General features: G+C 52.2%; 13 protein-coding genes. 4 read left to right on the top strand and 9 right to left on the bottom strand.

The window, feature by feature from the left end:
- Positions 1–350: 350 nt before the first annotated feature.
- On the top strand, positions 351–2,822 hold the full coding sequence (locus tag HMPREF9442_RS12845; RefSeq protein WP_253271114.1) for a M6 family metalloprotease domain-containing protein: 2,472 nt from the start codon (positions 351–353) through the stop codon (positions 2,820–2,822).
- 174 nt (positions 2,823–2,996) lie between these two features.
- Here HMPREF9442_RS12845 and HMPREF9442_RS12850 read toward each other — a convergent pair whose 3' ends face one another.
- The 9 genes from HMPREF9442_RS12850 to HMPREF9442_RS12890 all read right to left on the bottom strand — a co-directional run bounded on the left by HMPREF9442_RS12850 (position 2,997) and on the right by HMPREF9442_RS12890 (position 16,349).
- A complete protein-coding gene (locus HMPREF9442_RS12850) occupies positions 2,997–4,247 on the bottom strand; it encodes a M16 family metallopeptidase (protein ID WP_008629359.1) in 1,251 nt (416 codons plus the stop codon).
- Positions 4,248–4,549: 302 nt separating this feature from the next.
- On the bottom strand, positions 4,550–6,937 hold the full coding sequence (feoB, locus tag HMPREF9442_RS12855; protein ID WP_008629360.1) for a ferrous iron transport protein B: 2,388 nt from the start codon (positions 6,935–6,937) through the stop codon (positions 4,550–4,552).
- Between the two features lie 80 nt (positions 6,938–7,017).
- Positions 7,018–9,066: a cytochrome c biogenesis protein CcsA gene (locus tag HMPREF9442_RS12860; protein ID WP_008629362.1), complete on the bottom strand. Its 2,049-nt coding sequence runs from the start codon at positions 9,064–9,066 to the stop codon at positions 7,018–7,020.
- A gap of 29 nt (positions 9,067–9,095) precedes the next feature.
- A complete protein-coding gene (locus HMPREF9442_RS12865; protein ID WP_040603150.1) occupies positions 9,096–10,235 on the bottom strand; it encodes a Rid family hydrolase in 1,140 nt (379 codons plus the stop codon).
- 7 nt (positions 10,236–10,242) lie between these two features.
- A complete protein-coding gene (locus HMPREF9442_RS12870; protein ID WP_008629369.1) occupies positions 10,243–10,953 on the bottom strand; it encodes a hypothetical protein in 711 nt (236 codons plus the stop codon).
- A gap of 32 nt (positions 10,954–10,985) precedes the next feature.
- Positions 10,986–12,197: a porin gene (locus tag HMPREF9442_RS12875; RefSeq protein WP_008629370.1), complete on the bottom strand. Its 1,212-nt coding sequence runs from the start codon at positions 12,195–12,197 to the stop codon at positions 10,986–10,988.
- Between the two features lie 59 nt (positions 12,198–12,256).
- On the bottom strand, positions 12,257–13,699 hold the full coding sequence (locus tag HMPREF9442_RS12880; RefSeq protein ID WP_008629372.1) for a di-heme oxidoredictase family protein: 1,443 nt from the start codon (positions 13,697–13,699) through the stop codon (positions 12,257–12,259).
- Between the two features lie 109 nt (positions 13,700–13,808).
- Complete coding sequence (locus HMPREF9442_RS12885) at positions 13,809–15,002, bottom strand: imelysin family protein (protein ID WP_008629374.1); 1,194 nt, start codon at positions 15,000–15,002, stop codon at positions 13,809–13,811.
- Positions 15,003–15,047: 45 nt separating this feature from the next.
- Positions 15,048–16,349 (bottom strand): hypothetical protein, encoded by a 1,302-nt coding sequence (locus HMPREF9442_RS12890; protein ID WP_008629376.1) that lies wholly within the window; start codon positions 16,347–16,349, stop codon positions 15,048–15,050.
- 239 nt (positions 16,350–16,588) lie between these two features.
- Between HMPREF9442_RS12890 and HMPREF9442_RS12895 the strand changes: the two genes are divergently transcribed.
- The 3 genes from HMPREF9442_RS12895 (at position 16,589) to HMPREF9442_RS12905 (ending at position 19,875) form a co-directional block, all read left to right on the top strand.
- Entirely contained in the window at positions 16,589–17,569 is a 981-nt protein-coding gene (locus HMPREF9442_RS12895) for a response regulator transcription factor (protein ID WP_008629384.1), read from the top strand.
- Between the two features lie 32 nt (positions 17,570–17,601).
- Complete coding sequence (locus tag HMPREF9442_RS12900) at positions 17,602–18,135, top strand: LOG family protein (protein WP_008629385.1); 534 nt, start codon at positions 17,602–17,604, stop codon at positions 18,133–18,135.
- Positions 18,136–18,858: 723 nt separating this feature from the next.
- Positions 18,859–19,875: an outer membrane beta-barrel protein gene (locus HMPREF9442_RS12905; protein WP_008629391.1), complete on the top strand. Its 1,017-nt coding sequence runs from the start codon at positions 18,859–18,861 to the stop codon at positions 19,873–19,875.
- Positions 19,876–19,924: the final 49 nt, after the last annotated feature.

Here is a 19,924-nt window from a genome sequence, read left to right on the forward strand (position 1 = left end):
ATTTGACTCTTCATTTTGTAAGTGTGACTGCCAGGTGTAAATGAAACATCGCTCTCTTATTAAGAGATATGTTTTCAATGTACCCTTAGCCAACTTGTATGGTGTAGGAGTAGAACTGTTCGGAATGTATCCGATTTACGCAAATGAGGAATTTTAAAGCTGTTTTTACATCCAAGAATGGAAAAAAAGAAAGTAAATCTCGGCGTCGTATGGAAAAATGAATATCTTTGCGCATAGTATCAATCAAATGCCGAAGGGTTATGGTGAAAGTTTATTCTTGTAGTTTTTTTCTCCTGTTCTTGGGGATATTGTGTGTTATTCCAGTTCAAGCCGGGAAGAACAAGGGAAATTTGAGTAATTTAGTTTGTTTCGTACGTTTCTTGGATGAGGATAACGACGAGATGTTCGAGCATCCTTTTTCGATGTATGAACAGTTGTTTAATGACGCTACGTCAGGGGCGAATTCCGTATACAGCTATTTTCGTGAGGCTTCTTACGGGCAGCTTTCTTGGAAAAGCAGTTTTTATCCGAAGGCGGTGGACGGAAAGGTCATTTCTTATCGTGCCAACAGGGAGCGGGGATATTACAAGCCGAAAGGGGAAATCAACGACATAGGTTATGAGGACGAGGTGGACAAAGCGGCGCGGGAACAAGCCCTTATCCGCGAAGTGGCGGCCTGGCTTTCCGATGCGCTTCCGGAGGACTCACCGTTGGATGCGGACGGCGACGGCATCGTGGATAACATGTGTATCGTGCTGAGCGGACGTTCGGACCTCAGTAACAAGTATTTATTGTGGCCCCACCGTTCCGACCTGGCTTTGCCCGATGAAAAGGCCATATATATAAAAGGTAAGAAACTGGTCGGTTACCTGATGGTGTTCGATGATGCGAACGGTTGGGCTTCGTTGGAACCCATACCGTTGAACACCGGAGTGATTTGCCACGAAATGTCGCATTCTCTCGGTACGTATGACCTATATCACGTGAATGACAATTTAAATCCCGTCGGAGTCTGGGACTTGATGTCGGACAATCTTCTTGTGCCCCAACAGATGTCGGCTTACACGAAGTATCGCTATTGCGGTTGGTTGGACGAGATTCCTGAGATTTCGGAACCGGGCACATACGTGTTGAACCCGGTCGGGGGAGAGAAGAAAGAGAATGTGGCTTATAAAATCAAGCCCGTCGGTTCCGAAGAATATTTTGTGGTGGAATACCGCCGCAGGGAGGGCAGCACGTTTGACGGCGGCCTGCCGGAATCCGGCTTGTTGGTTTACCGCATCAATCCGGCTTATACGGGCGGTAACGTGAACTATAACGGGACAACCCGTCTGGACGAAGTATACGTTTTCCGGCCAGGCGGTACGGTGACGGCCGACGGGGACATAGAAAAGGCGGCTTTCAGCGAGGAGAGCGGGCGTACGGCTTTCGGGGGAGACGCAGAAGTGAAGCCCTTTTACAGCGACGGTACGGTGGCACGTTTCGCATTGACGAATATCTCGTCGTGCGGCGAGACCCTTTCGTTCAATCTGGAGAACCTGGGACATCAGATCAAACTGTCCGAAGAAGCTGTGACGTTTGGCGGCACGGCGGGCGACAAGCTCGAGTTTTCGGTGGAGGCTGATGTGGACTGGACTGTGTCCGGCTTACCCGATTGGTTGAAACTGTCGCCGCAGCAGGGAGAGGCGGGAAAGACTACTGTCACTTTGGAAACCCTGTCTGAAAATGCCACTGCGCAGACGCGCAAGGCAGAATTGGCCTTCACCTCGCCTTCGGATGCCGGGCTGAAAACCATATTGACCGTACATCAACAGTCCAATGTCATCCTGCCCCCGTCCGGGTTGTCCGCCCGTGTGACGGAGGACGGGAAGGTGGAACTGGCATGGACGGCTCCGCAAGAGGGGGCTCCCGTGTTGTCGGACGGTTTTGAAGATACGGCCAATCCGAATGGTTGGACGATAAAGAACGCCGGTGACAGGGGATGGACGTGGCAGGAGGCTGCCAAGAATTACATGCCTTACAGCGGAAATTATTCCATGTACATGAAGAGTGCTTGGGAGGATAAGCATCAGGACGAACGCCTTATTTCTCCAGTGTTCGCTTATGGCCGTGAATTGTCATTCTGGAGCAAGTCCATTGCTCCGCAGAAGGACATCAAGGACCAATACTATTATGTGGAAGTGAGTACCGACGGAGGGGAAACATGGGCACCGGTGTACGACTTAATCAAGGACTGCGATGTGCTGAACCAATATGTGAAAATCACCATCGACCTCTCCGCTTATCAGTCCGACCGCATGCGCGTGGCTTTCCATGCCTACGATACGAACGATGTGGGATTGTCTTATTGGTGGCAAATCGATGACGTGGAGATTTATTCCGCTCCTTCGGAAACCTTGGTGGAGGGTTATGCCGTATATCGCAACGGTGTCAAATTGGGCGAGACATCTGACGTGAACTTTACGGATGCCGTGCCGCTTGTTGGTGAAAATATCTATACCGTGCGGGCTACCGGAAGTTTCGGCGAGACTTCTGATTCGGAAGCAGTCATATTGGTGTATGACCCTTCCGGCGTGGAAAAGGTAGGGGCGATGCCGGACGTGGCAGTCTGGACGGCACAAGGGCGCGTTATGGTACGGTCGTCTGTTCCGTTGCGCCAAGTGCGTCTCGTGACAGCGGAAGGCATGCAGGCAGCCCTTGCCCGTCCTGACGGGAATGTATATATTTTTGATGTGCCCGGGATGAGCCGTGGCCTCTATCTTGTAGTCTGCGAGACCGATGGGGACGGAACGCCTGTCGTGCGAAAGGTTATCTTGAAGTAAAAGAGTAGGTTAAGTCTGTCCTGAAGCCCGTTTCGGAAGAGTGTTGACGACCTTCCGGAAAGTGGAAAATCAATCTGCGCCAAATGAAAAATCAATCGACTGAGATTGAAAAATCATTTGGCGCAGATTGATTTTCGTTTGTGCTGACAGTGATTTCCGCGCCTCCTGAACGGGTTATTGGTAGATGAGGAATGTCAAGTTTTCGGGACGGAAAAGCTCTTGTGCCACGGCATGGAGGCCTTCTGCCGTCAGCTCGTCTATCTTTTGGTATAGACGGTTCAGGTCGCGTGCCCGGTCATAATGCAGGAACGTTTTTCCCATGGCTAACGCCACGTTCTCAAAGCTGTCGTAAGAGATGCCTATCTGGCCCTTGATTTGCCGTTTGGCGGCTTCCAACGCATGGGGTGCCAACGGGGCTTCGGCCAATCGTCGCAGTTCTTTCAGCACGAGGCGGCGGCAACGCGCCACGTCGTGAGGGTCGCAGCCGAAATATACGCTCCACAAGCCGGTGTCGGTGTAAGTGGTCATGACGCTTTCCACCGTATATACAAGGCCGTGCTTCTCGCGCAGGCTCAGGTTGAGGCGTGAGTTCATGCCCGGGCCTCCTAAGATATTGTTCAGCAGGTAGAGGCTCAGGTGGCGCGGGTCGCGGGCACTGTAAGCCCGTGCGCCTATCATGACGTGCGCCTGATGGGTGTCTTTGTGCAGCGTGACGGTCTGGGGGCGGTATTCCGGTACAGCCGTGCGTCCGGCATCGTTCCCGTCAGGCCGCGCAGGGGAAGCGTCTGCTTGGAGAAGCGTTTGGAAAGGATGGTTTTCGGGCAAGGAGGAGGCCACCCGTTTCAGGGCTTTGGTGATTTCCCGGCAGGCCTGTGCCGGTTCTATGCGTCCGTAGACGAAGAAGACCATCCGGTCGGGACGGTACAGCCGCCGGGCGAAACGTTGGATGTCCTCGCTGCGGAATCCGCGCAGGCGTCCGGCTTCGCCCAGGATGTTACGTCCCAAGGGGTGCCCGCAAAAGATAAGGTTTTCGAAATCATCGAAAATCAATTCAGAAGGCGAATCGTTGTAGCTTTCTATTTCGTCGATGACCACCTCCACTTCTTTGTTCATCTCCGTTTGGGGATAGGTGCTGCCCAACACGATGTCGGCCAACAGGTCCACGGCACGTGCGAAGTGTTCTTTCAGGAAAGCCGTATAGTAAATGGTTTCCTCTTTGCCCGTATAGGCGTTCAAGTCTCCTCCCACGCTTTCCATGCGGTTCAGGATATGCCACGAGCGGCGTCGGTGCGTCCCTTTGAAAGTCAGGTGCTCGCAAAAATGTGCCAATCCGTTTTCGTCCGGCAGTTCGTCACGCGTGCCGGCATCGACGGCGATGCCGCAATATACCACGTCCGTGGCCGACGGTGCACAGATGACGCGCATGCCGCAGGGAAGGGTATGGGTATAGGGAACAGCCGAAGCAGGAGATGTTGTTGCCATGTCGTTATGTTTTGTGTTTAGCCGCACAAAGGTACTGCAAACCACGGGAAAGGAAAAGGAAACAGGCCGTTATTTGCATAAATCGCTCCCACTCGGCAGACTTCGAGCAAGCTCGGTCTGCGCTCGCTTAATCGCGATTTTCCTTTTATTCCGTTTGCTGTCCGCAGTTGTCCGTCCGGTATTTACTATCGGCAAGGGGAAAGTGCCTTTGGGCTTTCCCCTTGCCGGAAAGTTTTATGTTTTGCTTAAAAGAACAGTGCCATGCGGTAGACGGCAAAAGCCGTCACGTAGGCCAGTACGGTGGTGTATGCCGCCGTAAAAATGGCCCACTTCCATGTGCCGCTTTCTCCTTTGACGGCTGCAATCGTGGCCAGGCAAGGGAAATAAAGCAGGGCGAAGACCATGTAACTCAATGCGGCTTCGGGTGCGGTGTGTTGGCTCAGTATTTGTGCCAGACGGGTCTGCGAAGCGTCTTCGGTGGTTTCCGGTTCCGCGTCTTCGGCCGCGCAGTTGTACAGAACTCCCAGTGTGCTGACCATCAGTTCTTTTGCACCGACACCGGCTATGATACCTACGCCCATGCGCCAATCATAACCTAACGGACGGATGGCCGGTTCGATGGCATGGCCTATCCGGCCCATGTAAGATTGTTCCTGTTGTTCGGCTTCCGTCAGCTCACCGTTGCCCGTGGGGAAATGTCCTAAAGCCCAAATCACGATGCTGGCCACCAAGATGATGCCTCCCATCTTACGTAAGTATTGGCGTCCTTTCTCCCACGTATGGCGGCAGACACCGCGCGAACTGGGCAGGCGGTAAGGAGGGAGTTCCATGACGAAATGGCTTTCGTATTGGCGCATGAAAATCTTGCTGAATACCCATGCGACAAACAAGGCCATTCCTGTTCCGAACATGTAAAGGCAGAGCATGACGGTGGAAGCGTTTTGTGGAAAGAATGCCCCGGCAAAGACCACATACACCGGAATGCGTGCGCTGCATGAAATCATCGGAGTGACCAACATGGTAATCATACGGCTTTTGGGATTTTCTATCGTACGGGTAGCCATGACGGCCGGCACGTTGCATCCGTAACCCATCAGCATGGGGATGAAGGATTTGCCGTGCAGTCCCAGCCGGTCGAACAACGGGTCGGCCAACATGGCGGCACGTGCCAGATAGCCCGAATCTTCCAATATGGAGATGAAGAAATAAAGAATCAGGATGTTGGGCAAGAAGACAATGACGCTGCCCACACCGCCTAATATGCCGTCGCAAACCAAAGCTTGCAGCGTGCCTTCGGGCATCTGGCTCTCGCAAAGGGCGGTGAGCCATGCCACACCGTTGTCTATCCAGTCCATGGGATATTGTCCGATGGTGAACGTGACCCAAAAGATGAACCACATGATGGCCACGAACAACGGATAGGCAATCCAGCGGTTGGCCAGCAGTCGGTCTAACGTTGTGGTGACCTGATGACTGCGTCCGTGTTTTTTAATGTAAATGCCGTCGAGTATTTGTCCGATATGGGAATAGCGTTCCACATCTTCGTGTTCGCGTTCGGGGCACGGACAGGCCGTGTCGCTTCCGTTGTCTGCGTCCATATCTTCCGGATGAGCTCCTTTTCCGCTACAGTGGGTACAGTGCTCCGGATCGTTGCAGCAGGCGGCCTCGTGGGTATGTCCTTGTATGCCTGCACGGTGAAGTGCAATATGTTGGTCGGCCAGTTCGATGGCTTTTTTCAGCAGGGCATCGATACCGATGCGCTTACGGGCTACGGTAGGGTAGAGAGGCATATCCAAACGACGGCTCAGTTCTTCGATGTCGAGTGTACTTTGGCTTTCTTCAAACTCATCATACATATTCAAGGCTCCGACGAGCGGCAGGTTCCGTTCCTTTAGTTGCATGGTGAGCAACAGATTCCGTTCCAGATTGGTTGTGTCGAGCACATTGATGACGGCATCTATCCGGCCGCTTTCCAGTTCGTGCGCCACATACGCCTCTTCCGGACTAAAAGCACGGATAGAGTAGGTTCCCGGCAGGTCTACCAGACGGATTTTCCGTCCCTCGAAGACCATTTCTCCCACGACACTGCTGACGGTCACTCCGCTGTAGTTACCGGTACGTTCGTGCCCCCCCGAGGCTGCATTGAAAAGTGAGGTCTTGCCGCAATTCGGATTACCGACTAAAGCTATCGTAATCACTCCGGCTTCGGTCGGCGTGTCGGTGGTGATGCGACGTCTGGAAGGACCGCAACTGGGGCATCCCGTGTGGGGGGATGGCGGCACGACGGTTCCGTTTCTTCGTTGATGCCGGTCTGAACGGAGCTTTCGATTCGGGAGGTCTGTGGGGATGCCTGTGGACGGGGTTGGGGCATCCGTTTCCTGCACCGGAGATGAAGCATCCGCTTCTCCCGGAACGGTGACTTGAATTTTTTCCGCTTCGCTTTTCCGGAGTGCGATTTGCCCACCCATCAATTCAAAGACGATAGGATTCCCCACGGGAGAACAAAACAACTTCTTGACTTTTTTCCCCGTAACAAACCCCATTTCGCTCAAGCGGGCTCTGAAGGCTCCGCTGCCTTCTATGTGCGATATCACCACGGTTTCGTTCGTGTTGACATCCGATAATCTCATCATTACTACTTATATATAATTATACAGCGTGCAAAATTACTTGCATTTTCCGGCTTGTGCAATACCTGATAGTGGTGATTTTATTAAGAATTGGCATAGCTGTGCATGCCGCCAAGCAGATAATTGACTCCGAAGTAGGTCATCAGGACTACGGCGAAGGCAAAGACCATATAGCCATGGAATACCCATGGACGTTGGAAACAGGGCAGACTGTTACGGTGGAAAGAGATGCCGTAAATGATGAACGCCGCAAGTGCCCACACTTCTTTCGGATCCCACGACCAGTAACTGCCCCACGACACGTTGGCCCATACGGCTCCCAACACAATGCCTATGCCCAACAGGAAGGTGCCCGGATATAACAAAAGGCGGCTCAACAAGGTGAGTTGTTCGATTTGTTCTCCTGTAATCGGCGAAGCCGTGTTTTTTTGTTTCCCTATAAGACACAATGCCAGGATGCCGTTCAGAAAGGTGAAAGCAAAAAGGCCGTATGAAATCATGATGAGCGATACGTGCCAACTCAGCCACGGGGATGCCAATACCGGCATGAGGGGCGTAATTTGCGGGTTCATCTCACCCAAGTAGGCCACGAGCAGAGTGAATCCGGAAAGCAGGAAACCGAAAGGCCGGGTGAAAGGGAACCTCCGTTGAAGCAGACAGGCGGTCAGGAGGACTGCCAGAGCGACGAACTGCATCGTTTCGTATCCGTTGCTCAGGGGGAAACCGCCTCTGATGTAACCGCGCAAGGCGTATCCTGTGGCATGGAACAGGGTGGTGAGGCAGAGGGCTGTGCCCCATACCCGTCGGCTTACGGCTTTCTCCTTACGGCCTGTCAGCATCCTGAACATGAATAATCCGAAGGCGGCAAAGCCTAAAGTGAGGTTGACCATGAACAGGATTTTGCTGAAGGGAATACGGTTGTACCACAGTTCGGCGTTGACTTCCTGGGTACTGAGATGTGGAACGTCGGGCGGTAGCGGACGGATGAGCGTGCCCTGCCGGAGCATGAGGATGAGTCCTACTTTTTCGTCCGTTTCCTGTATGGCCTGGGCCAGTTTGCTCCGGTTACCTTGTTCGCGTTGCCATAAAGGCTGTAGCTTGTATTGTGTCCCGTCGAACAAATGATTGAGCGAGGCATATTCTTCTTTAAGGCCTAAAGCGGTGCGCAACTCCTGATTTTTGATACGGATAATGGGGGTGCGGTTCCATTCTTCGGGGTAGAGCATCCAACTGCTCACCACCTGTTCCGGAGTGATTCCGTGGAAGGATGGTCGTCCGTATATTTTTTGTACGAAATCCCGTGCAAGTGTGTTGAACGGGGAGACGCGGTCGTTGTAGACCACTTGTTGGATAGCCAGACTGTCGGCTTGTACCCGCTTGACTACGGGCAAGGCCGGGTCGGCTTTCAGTTGACAGCCCCAAAACAAGGCTATTAGGAACAGTCCGCCTTTCCGGATCAGCGGATGCCTTAACAGACGGCGGAAGCCTCCGCCCCGGGCGCACAGCAGGAGCAGGCAACCTAACCCCATCAGGCAGAAACCGGCATAGGTGATGCCCGTCCCCCAAGGGTCATAGTTTACCGAAAGCCAACTGCCTTCCAAATCTTCATCGTAGGAAGACTGGTAAAAACGGTACCCTTGTGCAGAAAAAATCCGGTTCATGGAAACAACCGGGCGGGCAAAGATGTCGCCGTCGATATGCTGGCAGGAGATTTGGCTCACGTAGTCGGCAGGAGCTTCCGTGCCCGGATAATATGCTATACGGAAGCTGTCCAAACGCATCATGAAAGGCAGGCGTGCCACCTGTTTCCGTTCGTTGACATATTCTCCTGTAGGCTGGCCTTTACGCAAGTGCAGTATGCCTTTATGTCCGGTAAAGGCGGTGGTGAGCGCTCCGGCGAATATCACGCCGAAACTGAGGTGAAGGATGAGAAGCGGAAGGTTCTTCCACGTTTTACGGTGTGCGAAAAGTGCGGCCGAAGTGACCACTACGGTGGTCCATAACAGTTTGAACCACCAAGTGCCGTAAACGTAGGTTTGGACAAAAGGCATGTCGTGGGCATCTTCCACAAACGTGGATATACCGATGCCTGCGGCAGCCAAAAAGAGTAGTATAAAGGGGACAGGCTTCATGATGTAGGGAGAATATACCGGATAAGTCCTTAAAAGTCGCGATACTTTTCGTTGCAACGCTTTTTCACGGCAATACACTCCATTTCGATAAGCCATGTAGGCCGGCATACCGGTGCCAAAGTGATGACTTTCGGCATGTCGGGGAATCGTCGGTCGAACATCTCTTTCACGGTCTGGTAGTCGCAGATATCGCGCAGGTAAACGATGATTTGCATGACATCATCGAAAGATGCGCCGCCTTCTTCAAGCAGGACTCCTACATTTTCCCACATGCGTTCGGCTTGTTTCACGATGTTGCCCACATGCACCACCTCCCCTTTGTTGTTGATGCTGGCCGTGCCGCTGATGAACACATGGGCACGGTCGCCGTATTCCATGACGGTACCTCGCTCGAAGGTTACTCCGTATTCGTAAGTAGGGTTCAGGTGGGTGGGGGCGTACAAATAGCGTTGCTGTGAGGGCTCAAACCCCGTAAGGGCATACGTTCCCATCTGTACCAAAGCCCGTGTATCCGCAGGCAGTCCGCCGATGCCCGTGCTGCTGATGTAGTGGGTCCGTTCGGTGAGTCCTTGCTCGGCGAAGTTTTCCTTACGTGCTTTCACCATGCCGGCGTATTGGGTGTCTACATCGCGTACGAAAAACCACGTACGGATACAGTTGCCTGCCAACGTGGCGTTGAAGCTTTGTAAAGTCTCCTCGTAACTGATGAGCAGGGATTCTGTTTGCCAGGCCGAGTCGCCCTTGTGTTCGTGCATGCCCATCTTCCATAAATGGCGGTAACCGTTGTGTTCCGCTACGATGACACCGTTTACATTGGCTACTTTACTGCCTTTTTGCAGATATAGCCACACGGCCACCTTGCTGCCGTCAAGCGGTGGCTGTTGGATGACGGACACGGAACAGTCCGCTTCTTGCTTCATCAAAGGCTGTTGGTTGGTCGAATCGCTAAGGAAGTACCGTTTCAGGATGACATCGGCACCCATGACCTGTGGCAACTGTAACAGCCGTTTTTCTCCTTCGTAGATTCGTTTGAGTTGGCCGTCGAAGAGTTCGGCTTTCGGCTCCACATGCAGCATGGCGTGGAACTCTTCTATTTTACCTTGTGGGGCAAAGGCGGATATTTCCGCAGTTACGCCCAAATCTTCCCAATATACTTTGCTTTTATCCATGTTATTTCTATTTTTTGGCACCTGCATTAATCCATTCGTCTATGAGCCGCAGGTCGGTTGATGATGTTATCATATTCTCGTGGCTGAAACCTAAGCCGAGTTCATTGCCCGGATTGATTACCTTATGCAAGATGCTTTCCTCGGCGTTGCCCGGAATGACACGTATGCCACCGGCAACCTCTGTGGAGGGTTGGTTTACAAGGTTGGCATGGCTCTTGTCGGCCGTCAGGTAAAGTCCGGCTGCAGGAGAGGTACTTCCCCCGTGGCACTGTGCGCAAGTCTTGTCGAATATGTTCTCTTGTATGGCCGCATACATGTGGGCATCCACCTGTCCGGCTTCCATGTAGAGTGTGTCTCCCGAAATCGAGGCCGCATCCAGGCTTTGATACGTCAGGACGCGTTTGCGCAACCGGTTGGTCACACATAGCTCGATGGTTTTCACCTCGCTCCCGATGTTAGGCAGGGTGAGGCTCACGTTGCTGTTCGCGTCGGGGCTGACGAGCACTTGCGTGGTCGCGTATTCGCTGTCTCCGAACCCGGCCAACACAAGTTGGTAATATTCCGGCCAACTGTCCGCACCGGTGATGTGACCGGTCAGTTTGGCCGTAAAACCGGTATGCGTAGCCGTGTGTTCCTTCCGTGGGATGGAGCCGTCGTCGCAGGCGGTGAGTCCCATTGCTACAGACAGGAGAACAAATATACCATAGTTTTTTTTCATTGTAAATTCTTTATCGGCTGAATTAACGAATATTAGAAAGAGTATTGCAACTGTATGGTGCCTGAGTGCTTGGCCAGCCCAAGGTCGTCGTTATCACGGTCGAGTTGCGTGTCGTGTCCGGTGCGTCCGATGAACTGATACATAGCTTGCAGTTTCAAGTTGCAGTTCTTGAAGAAATAATTGCATCCTACGGCCGGCATGTTGAGGAAACCATTCGTGTCTACGCCGTTGCGGTTAAAGAAGTCGTAACGTGCGGCAACCTGTATGCGGGGAGCCACGAAATAACCGCCTTGGACGTAGCCGCCCAAGAAATCGTAAGTTTTGTCTATCTTTTGCCGGTCGGTGAATCCCACGTGCATGTAGTAGGCTTCGGCTCCGATGTAAAGCTTGTTCTTCAGCATGGCAAACTCCAGTCCGGCGCGGGTGTCGTTGGTACTTTCGCTCTCGCTTTCCACATTCAGGTTGGCACTTGCGCCTAACATCCATTTGTCTTCGTGCAGACGGTCGGGGTTACCCTGCGTGGCGGGCATGATACCCTTCGGCATGAAAGTGAAACGTCCGGCATAGAGCAGGGACGGGATGTGCCAGTCATCGCTGATGGTTTTCGTAGCCGTGTTGACCGATGCGCCGGTACCGTTGAAGATTCCTATTTCATATCCGAACTTATTGGCCGCAAAACCGTGGATTTCCACGCCGAGGTCGAATCCCGTCCCGATGTTCGGTGTGACGGCGTTCAACGAATAAGGCATGATGACAGCCGCAGTCAACGAAGTCGGGAGTGTAGGCATCATGGTTTCGCCCAACGTCGTCAGGTAACCGTGGGAAAAGGGTGTCTTGAATTTACCGATACGTACGGCAAAAGCTTCTTTCATAGCCACGTCGATCCATGCCTGCTGAAGGATGGCTCCTCCACTGGCAGCCGCATTGATGGAGAGGTTAAACGAAACCTTGCCCCACGCCTTTCCTGTGAATCCGAGTACGGCGTACGGCACGGCAAACCCTGAATTGGCCAAGTTGTCTTGGTTGTAAGCCTTGTCCAACCCTTCGTCGTCGTACCAGTTGATGTGTGCGGCAGTCTGCACCAACAGGTAAGGTTTGAACACAAAGTCGGCTTTCTTCGTCTGGATGGAGAACCCTTCGCGTCCGGCCAGGGACACCACGCCGTTTTCGCTGCCCTCTTCATATTGTGCCATGGCGGCCAGAGGGAGAGCCGCCAATAGGGTCATCGCAAATATTTTTTTCATTGTTTTCTGTTTTTTTCTTTGTTTGATGCTTGTTCTGTCAAGAGGCTTTCGTCGTCTTGTTATAAGGATTGCAGGAATCGGATGAGTGCCGCACGGTCTTCTTTCTTCATCTGTTTGAACAGGTTTTTCGAGGCTTCCCCTTCTCCGCCGTGCCACAAAATGGCTTCGGTAAAGTTACGGGCGCGTCCGTCGTGCAAGAAGTAAGTGTGACCGTTGACCTTTTCCTGTAGCCCGATACCCCAAAGCGGGGTGGTGCGCCACTCATTGCCGCGAGCCAGCCCGCTTACGTAATTGTCGTTCAATCCTACACCCATGATTTCGCTTCCCATGTCGTGAAGCAGGAAATCGGAGTAAGGGTGGATGGTCTGGCTGCCCAACCATGTCAGTTGCGTACCTAACAACAAGGTGGAACCACGGGGTTGGGTATGCAGCGTGACGGTATGGCATAAGTGGCATTTGGCTTGGTAGAACATCTCTTCCCCGCGTTTTACCGTCGGGTCATCTACGTCGCGACGGGCCGGTACGCCAAGCCCCTGCATGTATAAGTCCACATCCTCCATTTCTTCCGCGCTGATGTCCAACTGGTCGTATGTCAGTCCCATCATGCTTCCGTCCTGCATCTGGAGCTGTCCTTCGCAGATTTCTTCCGGATAGCGGCTGTTCGTGACGCCCAAGTCACTGCTGAAGCCAAGCTCCACGGTCAGGTCGGCATGCTGTGCTTTGTTGCCGCTTAGCCCTAATTGCAGTTTCCCTTTTTCCGTGATATAGTTGGCGCGTCCGCTGATACCGTATTCCGGGTAATTGCTCTTCGCAGCCAGTTGTTCTATTTCGTGGCGGTCGATGGCCATCATCGGCCCCATGCCGACATGGCGCAACGGGATTCTGACAGTGCAGAACAAGTCTTCGGGCGCGATGCTGTCGGCATACCATTCGCTGATGCTGTATTCGGGATAGCACAGTTCGTAGGGCTCTCCGTCGGGGAATGCCCCTTTTTCGTAATGCCATTTGACGTTCAGCTTGCCTTCCGGTTTAACACCGTAAATGGCTTGGTCATGAAGTACGCGTCCGTAGTTCTGGAAAAATGCGCCGTTCTTGCGGCTGATGTACACCAACATGGAAGAGAAACCGTAAGAGCCGCTTCCCCCTTCGCCGAAGCTGCCTCCACCGTTCCATAACTCCGGTTTCGTGCGCCCGGCATTGCGGTGGCAGCTTCCGCAGGAATATCCTGCATAGACCGGACCAAGACCTCCCGAGATGGTACGCGTGTCGTCGTACAGCCCGTCGCCGTCGCGGAAGCGCATGGCATAATCGGGGTCGGCATCAATCCAGTTGGCCTGCGTGTCATAGGCCACGGAACTGTTGAGGAAAATGGTAGAGATTCCGGCCGAAAGGGCGTAACCTTGCGGGATTTCCATGTCCCTCACGTCCAATCCGTCGTCGTCACAAGCGGCGAGGCTAAAGGCTAAGGAGAACAGGGCTAAATATTTTACAGTATGGTTCATTGTGATATGTCTGTTTTTTATAAGTCTTTTTTATACCACATAAGTGAAGACAACCGTTGTGAGGACTGTCTCCACTTTTACACTTATACAGTGCGGTTATGAGTTGGGTTTACTGTGCGGCAACGGTACGCGGGTTACCATCCTTGAACAGCAGGAACTCCAAGGTGTGGAAGCCTCTTACCTCTTGTGAGGCTGTGATTTCTTCTTCCGTGTCACCGTCTTCCCAGTTCAGGTCGTCGAAATTGCCAGACTCCAATATGTTGACGATGGCAACCTGGTCCAAAGGCCAACTGTCCATGTTCGGGTCAAGACCGAGGATGTCTACCGGACCGAACAAGAAAGCTTCGCTCTGTTCCCACGGAGTACGTGCGACTAACCAAGCATCGCAGGCTGTCTCGAAAGTGGCATCACTCGGATTGTTGTAGAAGTTCTGGACGGCAGCGCAGAGGGCGGTGTTCTTTTCTTTCAAGTCCTTATAAGTAGGCAACACCACCTTGTTCACAAAGCCGTTGACTACGCTGTCCATTTCCGCGTCGGTAATGGTTCCGTTTGCGTATGCTGCCTGAATGGCACCTTTTAATTCTTGGGTGAGCGTTATCCCTAAGGCGACACAAGCCGATTGTGCCACAGGTACCTTTGCATCACCGATATTGTTACGGAACGGTTGCGGGATGGCAAGGATAGCATTCTTAGTACTTTCGATTTCGTTGGCAATCTTCGTGTTCAACGCAGGATTGATTTTTTGTACCAAGTTATACAATGAGTACTGGCTAACCGTGCTGTCCATGCTGTTGAAGTAAGAGTTACGGATGGAACGGATGTTATTGGAGTAGTCGTCGCGTGAATGGAAGCTATACCAAGATTCCACGGCGTAAAGGGCCTCGGTCTGCTGTCCGGCCGTCCATTTGTTGTAGGGGTCGCCGATTTTGGAGTTGCCCACCTCGTCCGTGATTTCCACGCACTTGTCGATAATCTGTTCGATACAGCTCAATGCGGAAGTGTAAGTACCGCCGTTGTGTTCTATGAAAGTCTTTTTGAAAGCTTCTCCGCCTTGGAACGAAGTCTCCCAACTGTCATAGAGGGTCGTGGCATCCTTCTGCAACAGCTTGGCTACTTGGAGTGAGTAGTTGCGCCAACTGGCGGCGTTTTCCGGAGTATAGTTCAAATTTGCGGCAGCGTCGAACTTTTCGTCAGGCTTCGGACCGCCATTGTTGCCATCGTCGTCGCTGCAAGAAGCGGTTGTGAGACTTGTAAAGGCCATTCCCATCAGGAATAAGGCTGAATAGAAAAATTTCTTTTTCATGACTTTGATTTTTTTTGATATGATTTGAAATGATATAGTCTCTTGTTATTTGCTCCAGAACCAACCTACATAGGCCACGCCAATGGCAAATTCATTTTCGCTGTTGTATTTGCCGCTGCCGATTTTACGGGTCGTGTAGTCTGCTTTGAACACCAGGTTCGGCAGGGCCTTCCAGTTCAGGCCGGCTGTCCACATGCTTACTTTTTCTCGGTCATCGGCTCCTTGACGGGCGATTACTTCTTCCTGTGGGTTGTAGTATTCATATCGGGCGAACGGGTAGAGGGCAGGGCATTTGGGAGTGCCTGCTATGCCCTGTAAGTTCAAGCCCAACTCTGTGCCGTAGCTCACTGCCTTCTTGGCGATAGGGACGGCACGGGTATAAGGGCTGTTGTTTCCTAAATTCAGGTTGGCTTGGCTCAGCTTGTCGCTCTTGCCGAGATTGCCGAAGATACAATTTCCACGGAATGTCAGGAAGCGGTTGATGTACTGTGCATCCACCGTATATATCCTTACCGGGATATCGCCGTAACTCGTGTAAGTCGTGGGCTTGTCTGCATTGGCACCTATATTGTTGCAGAAATACCATGAACCTCCCACGCGCAGGCCCGGTACTCCACGGTAATCCACACGTGCCACGTAGGCCGGTGAGGTGAAGTTGTCGTACTCGAAGATGCTGGTCTTGCCGCTTCCGGCCCACGTCTTCCGGTCGAAACCATTGGCGTTGAGGCCGGTCACTACCATAGCCTGGTAGTCGAACGTAGCCCATCCCTTACCTAGCGTACCGAACAATTCAAGACCCGTTTCATGCCAAGTGGAGGGGATGATTTTCGTTTCCCCTTCCGGGCGGCTCGTTCCGAAGAAATTGACAGGCTCGTGGTGGGAATTGGTCAAGCCGACTGGCACGATCAAGTGGCCTGCCCGCACGTTGATTTCCGGAAGGATGAGGCGCGTGATGTGGAACTGTTCCAAAGCCACTTCGCCACCTTTTTCTATTTCCGTTTCGTAATCGCCGTTTTCGCTGTTTTCCAGTTCGTAGGCTGCTCCCGTTCCTCCGCTTTCAAATTCGATTTCAGCTCCTAATACCCATTTGGGGGTGAACTTATAATCGAAAGCGACCACGAAGCGGGGAATGGAAATGGTGTTACGGTGCGTTTGGGTATTTCCCATCTTGTTGCCCCAATAACGGTTGATGCCGTAATCCTTGAAGTTGGCTACCATCTCTCCATATCCGCCCACGCGGAATTTCTCGTAAGTGCTGCCGCCGTCTTCGCCTCCTTGGGCCGAAACACTACTAAAGGCTGTCAGGACGGCCAATGCGGCGGTCAGCAGATTTTTCTGTTGGTTCATCTTATTATTGTTTTTTCTATCTTTTTACCCTTTTGTTTGTTTTGACGCTGCAAAGTTACCGGGTTGGTTAAAAAACAACAATACACAAAAATGGGCAATTTCATTTAAGGGGGGATTAGGGCGGCATACCTACATGAGGTGTTTTTTACCTAATATTTTTTGATAATACTCAACTATAGCGATTGTCAGGGTCGTTTTTTTTTCCGTTCTTTGCAAGAAGTTTAACGATTTAAGGTATCATGTCTGAAAAATATAAAGAGACCGACCGTATGGGAGATATCATTTGCGATGATTACCGCATCTTGCAGGTGATTAGTCGGTTCGGGCTTACGTTAGGGTTTGGCGACCATACGGTGAGCGAAACCTGTTTGGCGGCGGGAGTAGATGCCCCCACTTTTTTGGCAGTGGTGAATTTCATACGTTCCAACGGGCGGACGTCGAATCTGTCCGATATTGTGGAGTCTTTGTCGCTCACGGCATTGATGAACTACCTTCGCCGTTCCCATGATTACTTTGTGAAGTTCCGTTTGCCGGCCATCCGGCGCAAATTGATAGAAGCGATAGACTGTTCGGCACGCAACCAGATTGCATTTCTCATCCTGAAGTTTTACGACGAGTTCGCTTCGGAAGTCGGGCGCCACATGGATTACGAAGACAAGCATATCCATACGTATGTGACCGATTTGATGAAGGGCGTGAAAACCAGTCCGGACGTGAACATCCACAAGCTGTCCCATCAGCATCACGACAACCACGCGCAGCTCGAAAAAAGCCTGTCCGAACTGAAAAGCATCATCATCAAGTACTATCCCACGGATAGCAACGCGCAGTTGCTCAACGACGTGTTGATAGACCTTTTCATGACGGAAGAAGACCTGTTCAGCCATTGCCATTTGGAGGACACCTTGTTTCTGGAAGCCGTGGTGCGGTTGGAAGACGAACGCCAGGAACAGGCCCGCGAGGAAAATCCCCAGACAGAGGAACAGGACGGGGAGGATAGCGCGAATGATGCGTTGAGCGACCGGGAGAAAGAAGTTATCGTTTGCGTGGTGAAAGGCATGTCGAACAAAGAAATTGCCGAGCAGTTGTATATATCGGTCAACACCGTGATGACGCATCGCCGCAACATTAGCCGTAAACTCCAGATTCATTCTCCCGCAGGGTTGACCATTTATGCGATTGTAAACGGGCTGATTAACTTGGAAGATGTGAAACTGTAAGGGTGAATGCCTTTTCTTTAAATTAGGTAGACATGGAACATATCGGACTCTTTTGTGCCGCTTCGGACCGGCTTGAGGCAAGCTATTATGACTTGGCCGGGGCTTTTGGCCGCTTCGTGGGAGAGCGCGGCCTGACATTGGTGTATGGCGGAGCCGATTCCGGTCTGATGGAGAGCGCCGCACGCGGAGTGAAAGATGCCGGTGGGCATGTGGTGGGCATTGTACCGTCTGTCTTGGAAACGCGCCGGCGCGTGAGCCGTTATGTGGACGAGGTGGTGCCGTGTCATGATTTGAGCGACCGTAAGGCCATCATGGTGGAACGTAGCGACGTGTTGGTGGCCTTGCCGGGCGGTATCGGGACGTTGGACGAGGTGTTCACCGTGATGGCTGCGAATAGTATCGGTTATCACCGGAAGAAAGTGGTTTTGTTTGCTTTAGACGGATTTTGGGACGGGTTGGTTGCGGTGTTGCAGGAGATGGACCGGCGAGGCTTCGTCAATGTTCCCTTGGGGCAATACCTTGCCGTGGCACGTTCGTGGGGAGAGCTCCAGGCCGTCTTGGCGTAGTTTTTTTGAAGCCCATGGTAAGGATGTAAAAGGCCGGACTGGCTTTTGCCAAAGTGTCAAATCCGGCTTTCTGAGAATGGCTCATATCGTTCCGGCCAAGGCTTTGCCCGCGAATACGCCAACCATGGCGGTTTCCCTTTTGACGTAATGTCACCCGTTTCCTTTTTTTGCTTTCTTTCCGGAGGACAGGGAAAGCCGTGGTATGGCATACCGTGAGGATATGGGTAAGCATCATGCGGATTTTCATGGAGATGTGGCAGGGATTTTATGTAGGCTGAGGCAGGGCAAATAGATGAAAAATCCGCTTTTCCGAGACCTCTTTTTTCCGTTCACGCGGGTTCTTTCCCCTTTTCTGCGGTGAGGTTCGGAAAGTTATGCGGAGAACGATTTTTCGCTTTCAGCCAAACGAAAAATCGTTCGCCTGTGATTGATTTGCATATATGCAGTCTTTTAGGTGGAAATCAGTGAAATATGCGCATAAATATGCAAAAAGTCTTTCCGGTTGCTTCCGGAATTCATTTTTTTCATTCCCTTTTTACAAAGAAAGGCTGACATTTTGTTACCGTTTGGCCTAAAAGTGCGGTATGATGTTGTTTCTTAAAAATAAAAATGATAAATTTGGGCATTGGCTTTCGGCCTTTGGGGAGATTTATAGGGAATCGTTTCTGTCCGTTTCTTCCAAGGGGAGAATCATGCTAATGTATAACGGTTAAACAAAATGCAATGAAGAATACGTTTTTTGTTTTTGGGTGTGTGTCTTTTTTCATCGCGGGATGTAGTCCGAAAGTGATGACGGAAGTGGTGAAGTCTTATCCCGTCACGCGGGCATACGACGTACGGCTTTTCGAGGCAAAGGATACCTTGCCTTCCGTGGCCGAGGTGTTGGGGCGTGCCTCTGTGGAGAAGGGTACGGAAAGCGATGTTGAGACCATGGTCAAGGTGGAGACGGCCAAGGTGGGTGGCAACGCCTTTGCCGTGAAGGAAAAATCTTCGTCTTTCATGGGACGGTCGTGCAGGATGGATGGTTACATGTTACGTTTCCCGGGTACGCGTCTGGAAGTGGACCTGGCGTTGGGCGGGCTTGCCGCGAATCGTTTTTGGACGGATACGGGCCATGAGGTCGTGAAGGATGAAGAGAAAGACGGCACGAGCACGCTTTACCTGAATGCAGGGGGAGGTTTCCTTACCAGTGAGTTGCGCACGCCCGGAGGGGTGGGCGTATGGGGACATCCGCGCCGGGGCACGGAGGTGCAGGCCGGATGGGACTGGGTGGGGCAGAGGGGGCTTGGCGGTGGCCTGTTCTTCTCGGCCTACCATTCCCGGGCTTATGGAATCGAGTCGCCGTTGGAGTTGGCAGACGAACGGTTCCACATGAACTTCTTCTATATCGGGCCGGAATTTGTAGCCCGGCTGTTTTTCAGTGATTATTGGTCTGTGAAGACCGGTTTGGGCTTGGGGGCATTCTTTTCGCGCGAAAAGGTGCGCGGGAACTCGCGGTTGGATTACGGTCTGGACGGTTGGGGCGGGCACTTCCAGTTGGGACTGGAATACCGTCTGGCCGAGCACGTCGGTGTTGGGGTGAACGGAGGGTACGTACTGGGTTGGTTTCCCGGTAAAGACTTTGCAAGGGAGTTCTTCTCCGATGACGGCTTGGGCGAACTAGGCGATTCTGGGAAACACGAAGGGCTGGACGGTTGTTTCCATTTCTTCGTGACAGGCGGACTGCGATTTTATTTTTAGGTCTTTATGTCTTTTTTGCGGGAGGACATAAAGAATCTCCCGGTCACGT

The organism is Paraprevotella xylaniphila YIT 11841, assembly GCF_000205165.1.
Lineage (GTDB): Bacteria > Bacteroidota > Bacteroidia > Bacteroidales > Bacteroidaceae > Paraprevotella > Paraprevotella xylaniphila.

What these genes read in the sequence shown, in the direction of transcription:
- HMPREF9442_RS12850 (WP_008629359.1), bottom strand. Translation starts at nt 4,247, where the DNA reads ATGCGCGTCATCTGTGCACCGTCGGCCACGGACGTGGTATATTGCGGC.
- feoB (WP_008629360.1), bottom strand. Translation starts at nt 6,937, where the DNA reads ATGATGAGATTATCGGATGTCAACACGAACGAAACCGTGGTGATATCG.
- HMPREF9442_RS12860 (WP_008629362.1), bottom strand. Translation starts at nt 9,066, where the DNA reads ATGAAGCCTGTCCCCTTTATACTACTCTTTTTGGCTGCCGCAGGCATC.
- HMPREF9442_RS12865 (WP_040603150.1), bottom strand. Translation starts at nt 10,235, where the DNA reads ATGGATAAAAGCAAAGTATATTGGGAAGATTTGGGCGTAACTGCGGAA.
- HMPREF9442_RS12870 (WP_008629369.1), bottom strand. Translation starts at nt 10,953, where the DNA reads ATGAAAAAAAACTATGGTATATTTGTTCTCCTGTCTGTAGCAATGGGA.
- HMPREF9442_RS12875 (WP_008629370.1), bottom strand. Translation starts at nt 12,197, where the DNA reads ATGAAAAAAATATTTGCGATGACCCTATTGGCGGCTCTCCCTCTGGCC.
- HMPREF9442_RS12880 (WP_008629372.1), bottom strand. Translation starts at nt 13,699, where the DNA reads ATGAACCATACTGTAAAATATTTAGCCCTGTTCTCCTTAGCCTTTAGC.
- HMPREF9442_RS12885 (WP_008629374.1), bottom strand. Translation starts at nt 15,002, where the DNA reads ATGAAAAAGAAATTTTTCTATTCAGCCTTATTCCTGATGGGAATGGCC.
- HMPREF9442_RS12890 (WP_008629376.1), bottom strand. Translation starts at nt 16,349, where the DNA reads ATGAACCAACAGAAAAATCTGCTGACCGCCGCATTGGCCGTCCTGACA.
- HMPREF9442_RS12895 (WP_008629384.1), top strand. Translation starts at nt 16,589, where the DNA reads ATGTCTGAAAAATATAAAGAGACCGACCGTATGGGAGATATCATTTGC.
- HMPREF9442_RS12900 (WP_008629385.1), top strand. Translation starts at nt 17,602, where the DNA reads ATGGAACATATCGGACTCTTTTGTGCCGCTTCGGACCGGCTTGAGGCA.
- HMPREF9442_RS12905 (WP_008629391.1), top strand. Translation starts at nt 18,859, where the DNA reads ATGAAGAATACGTTTTTTGTTTTTGGGTGTGTGTCTTTTTTCATCGCG.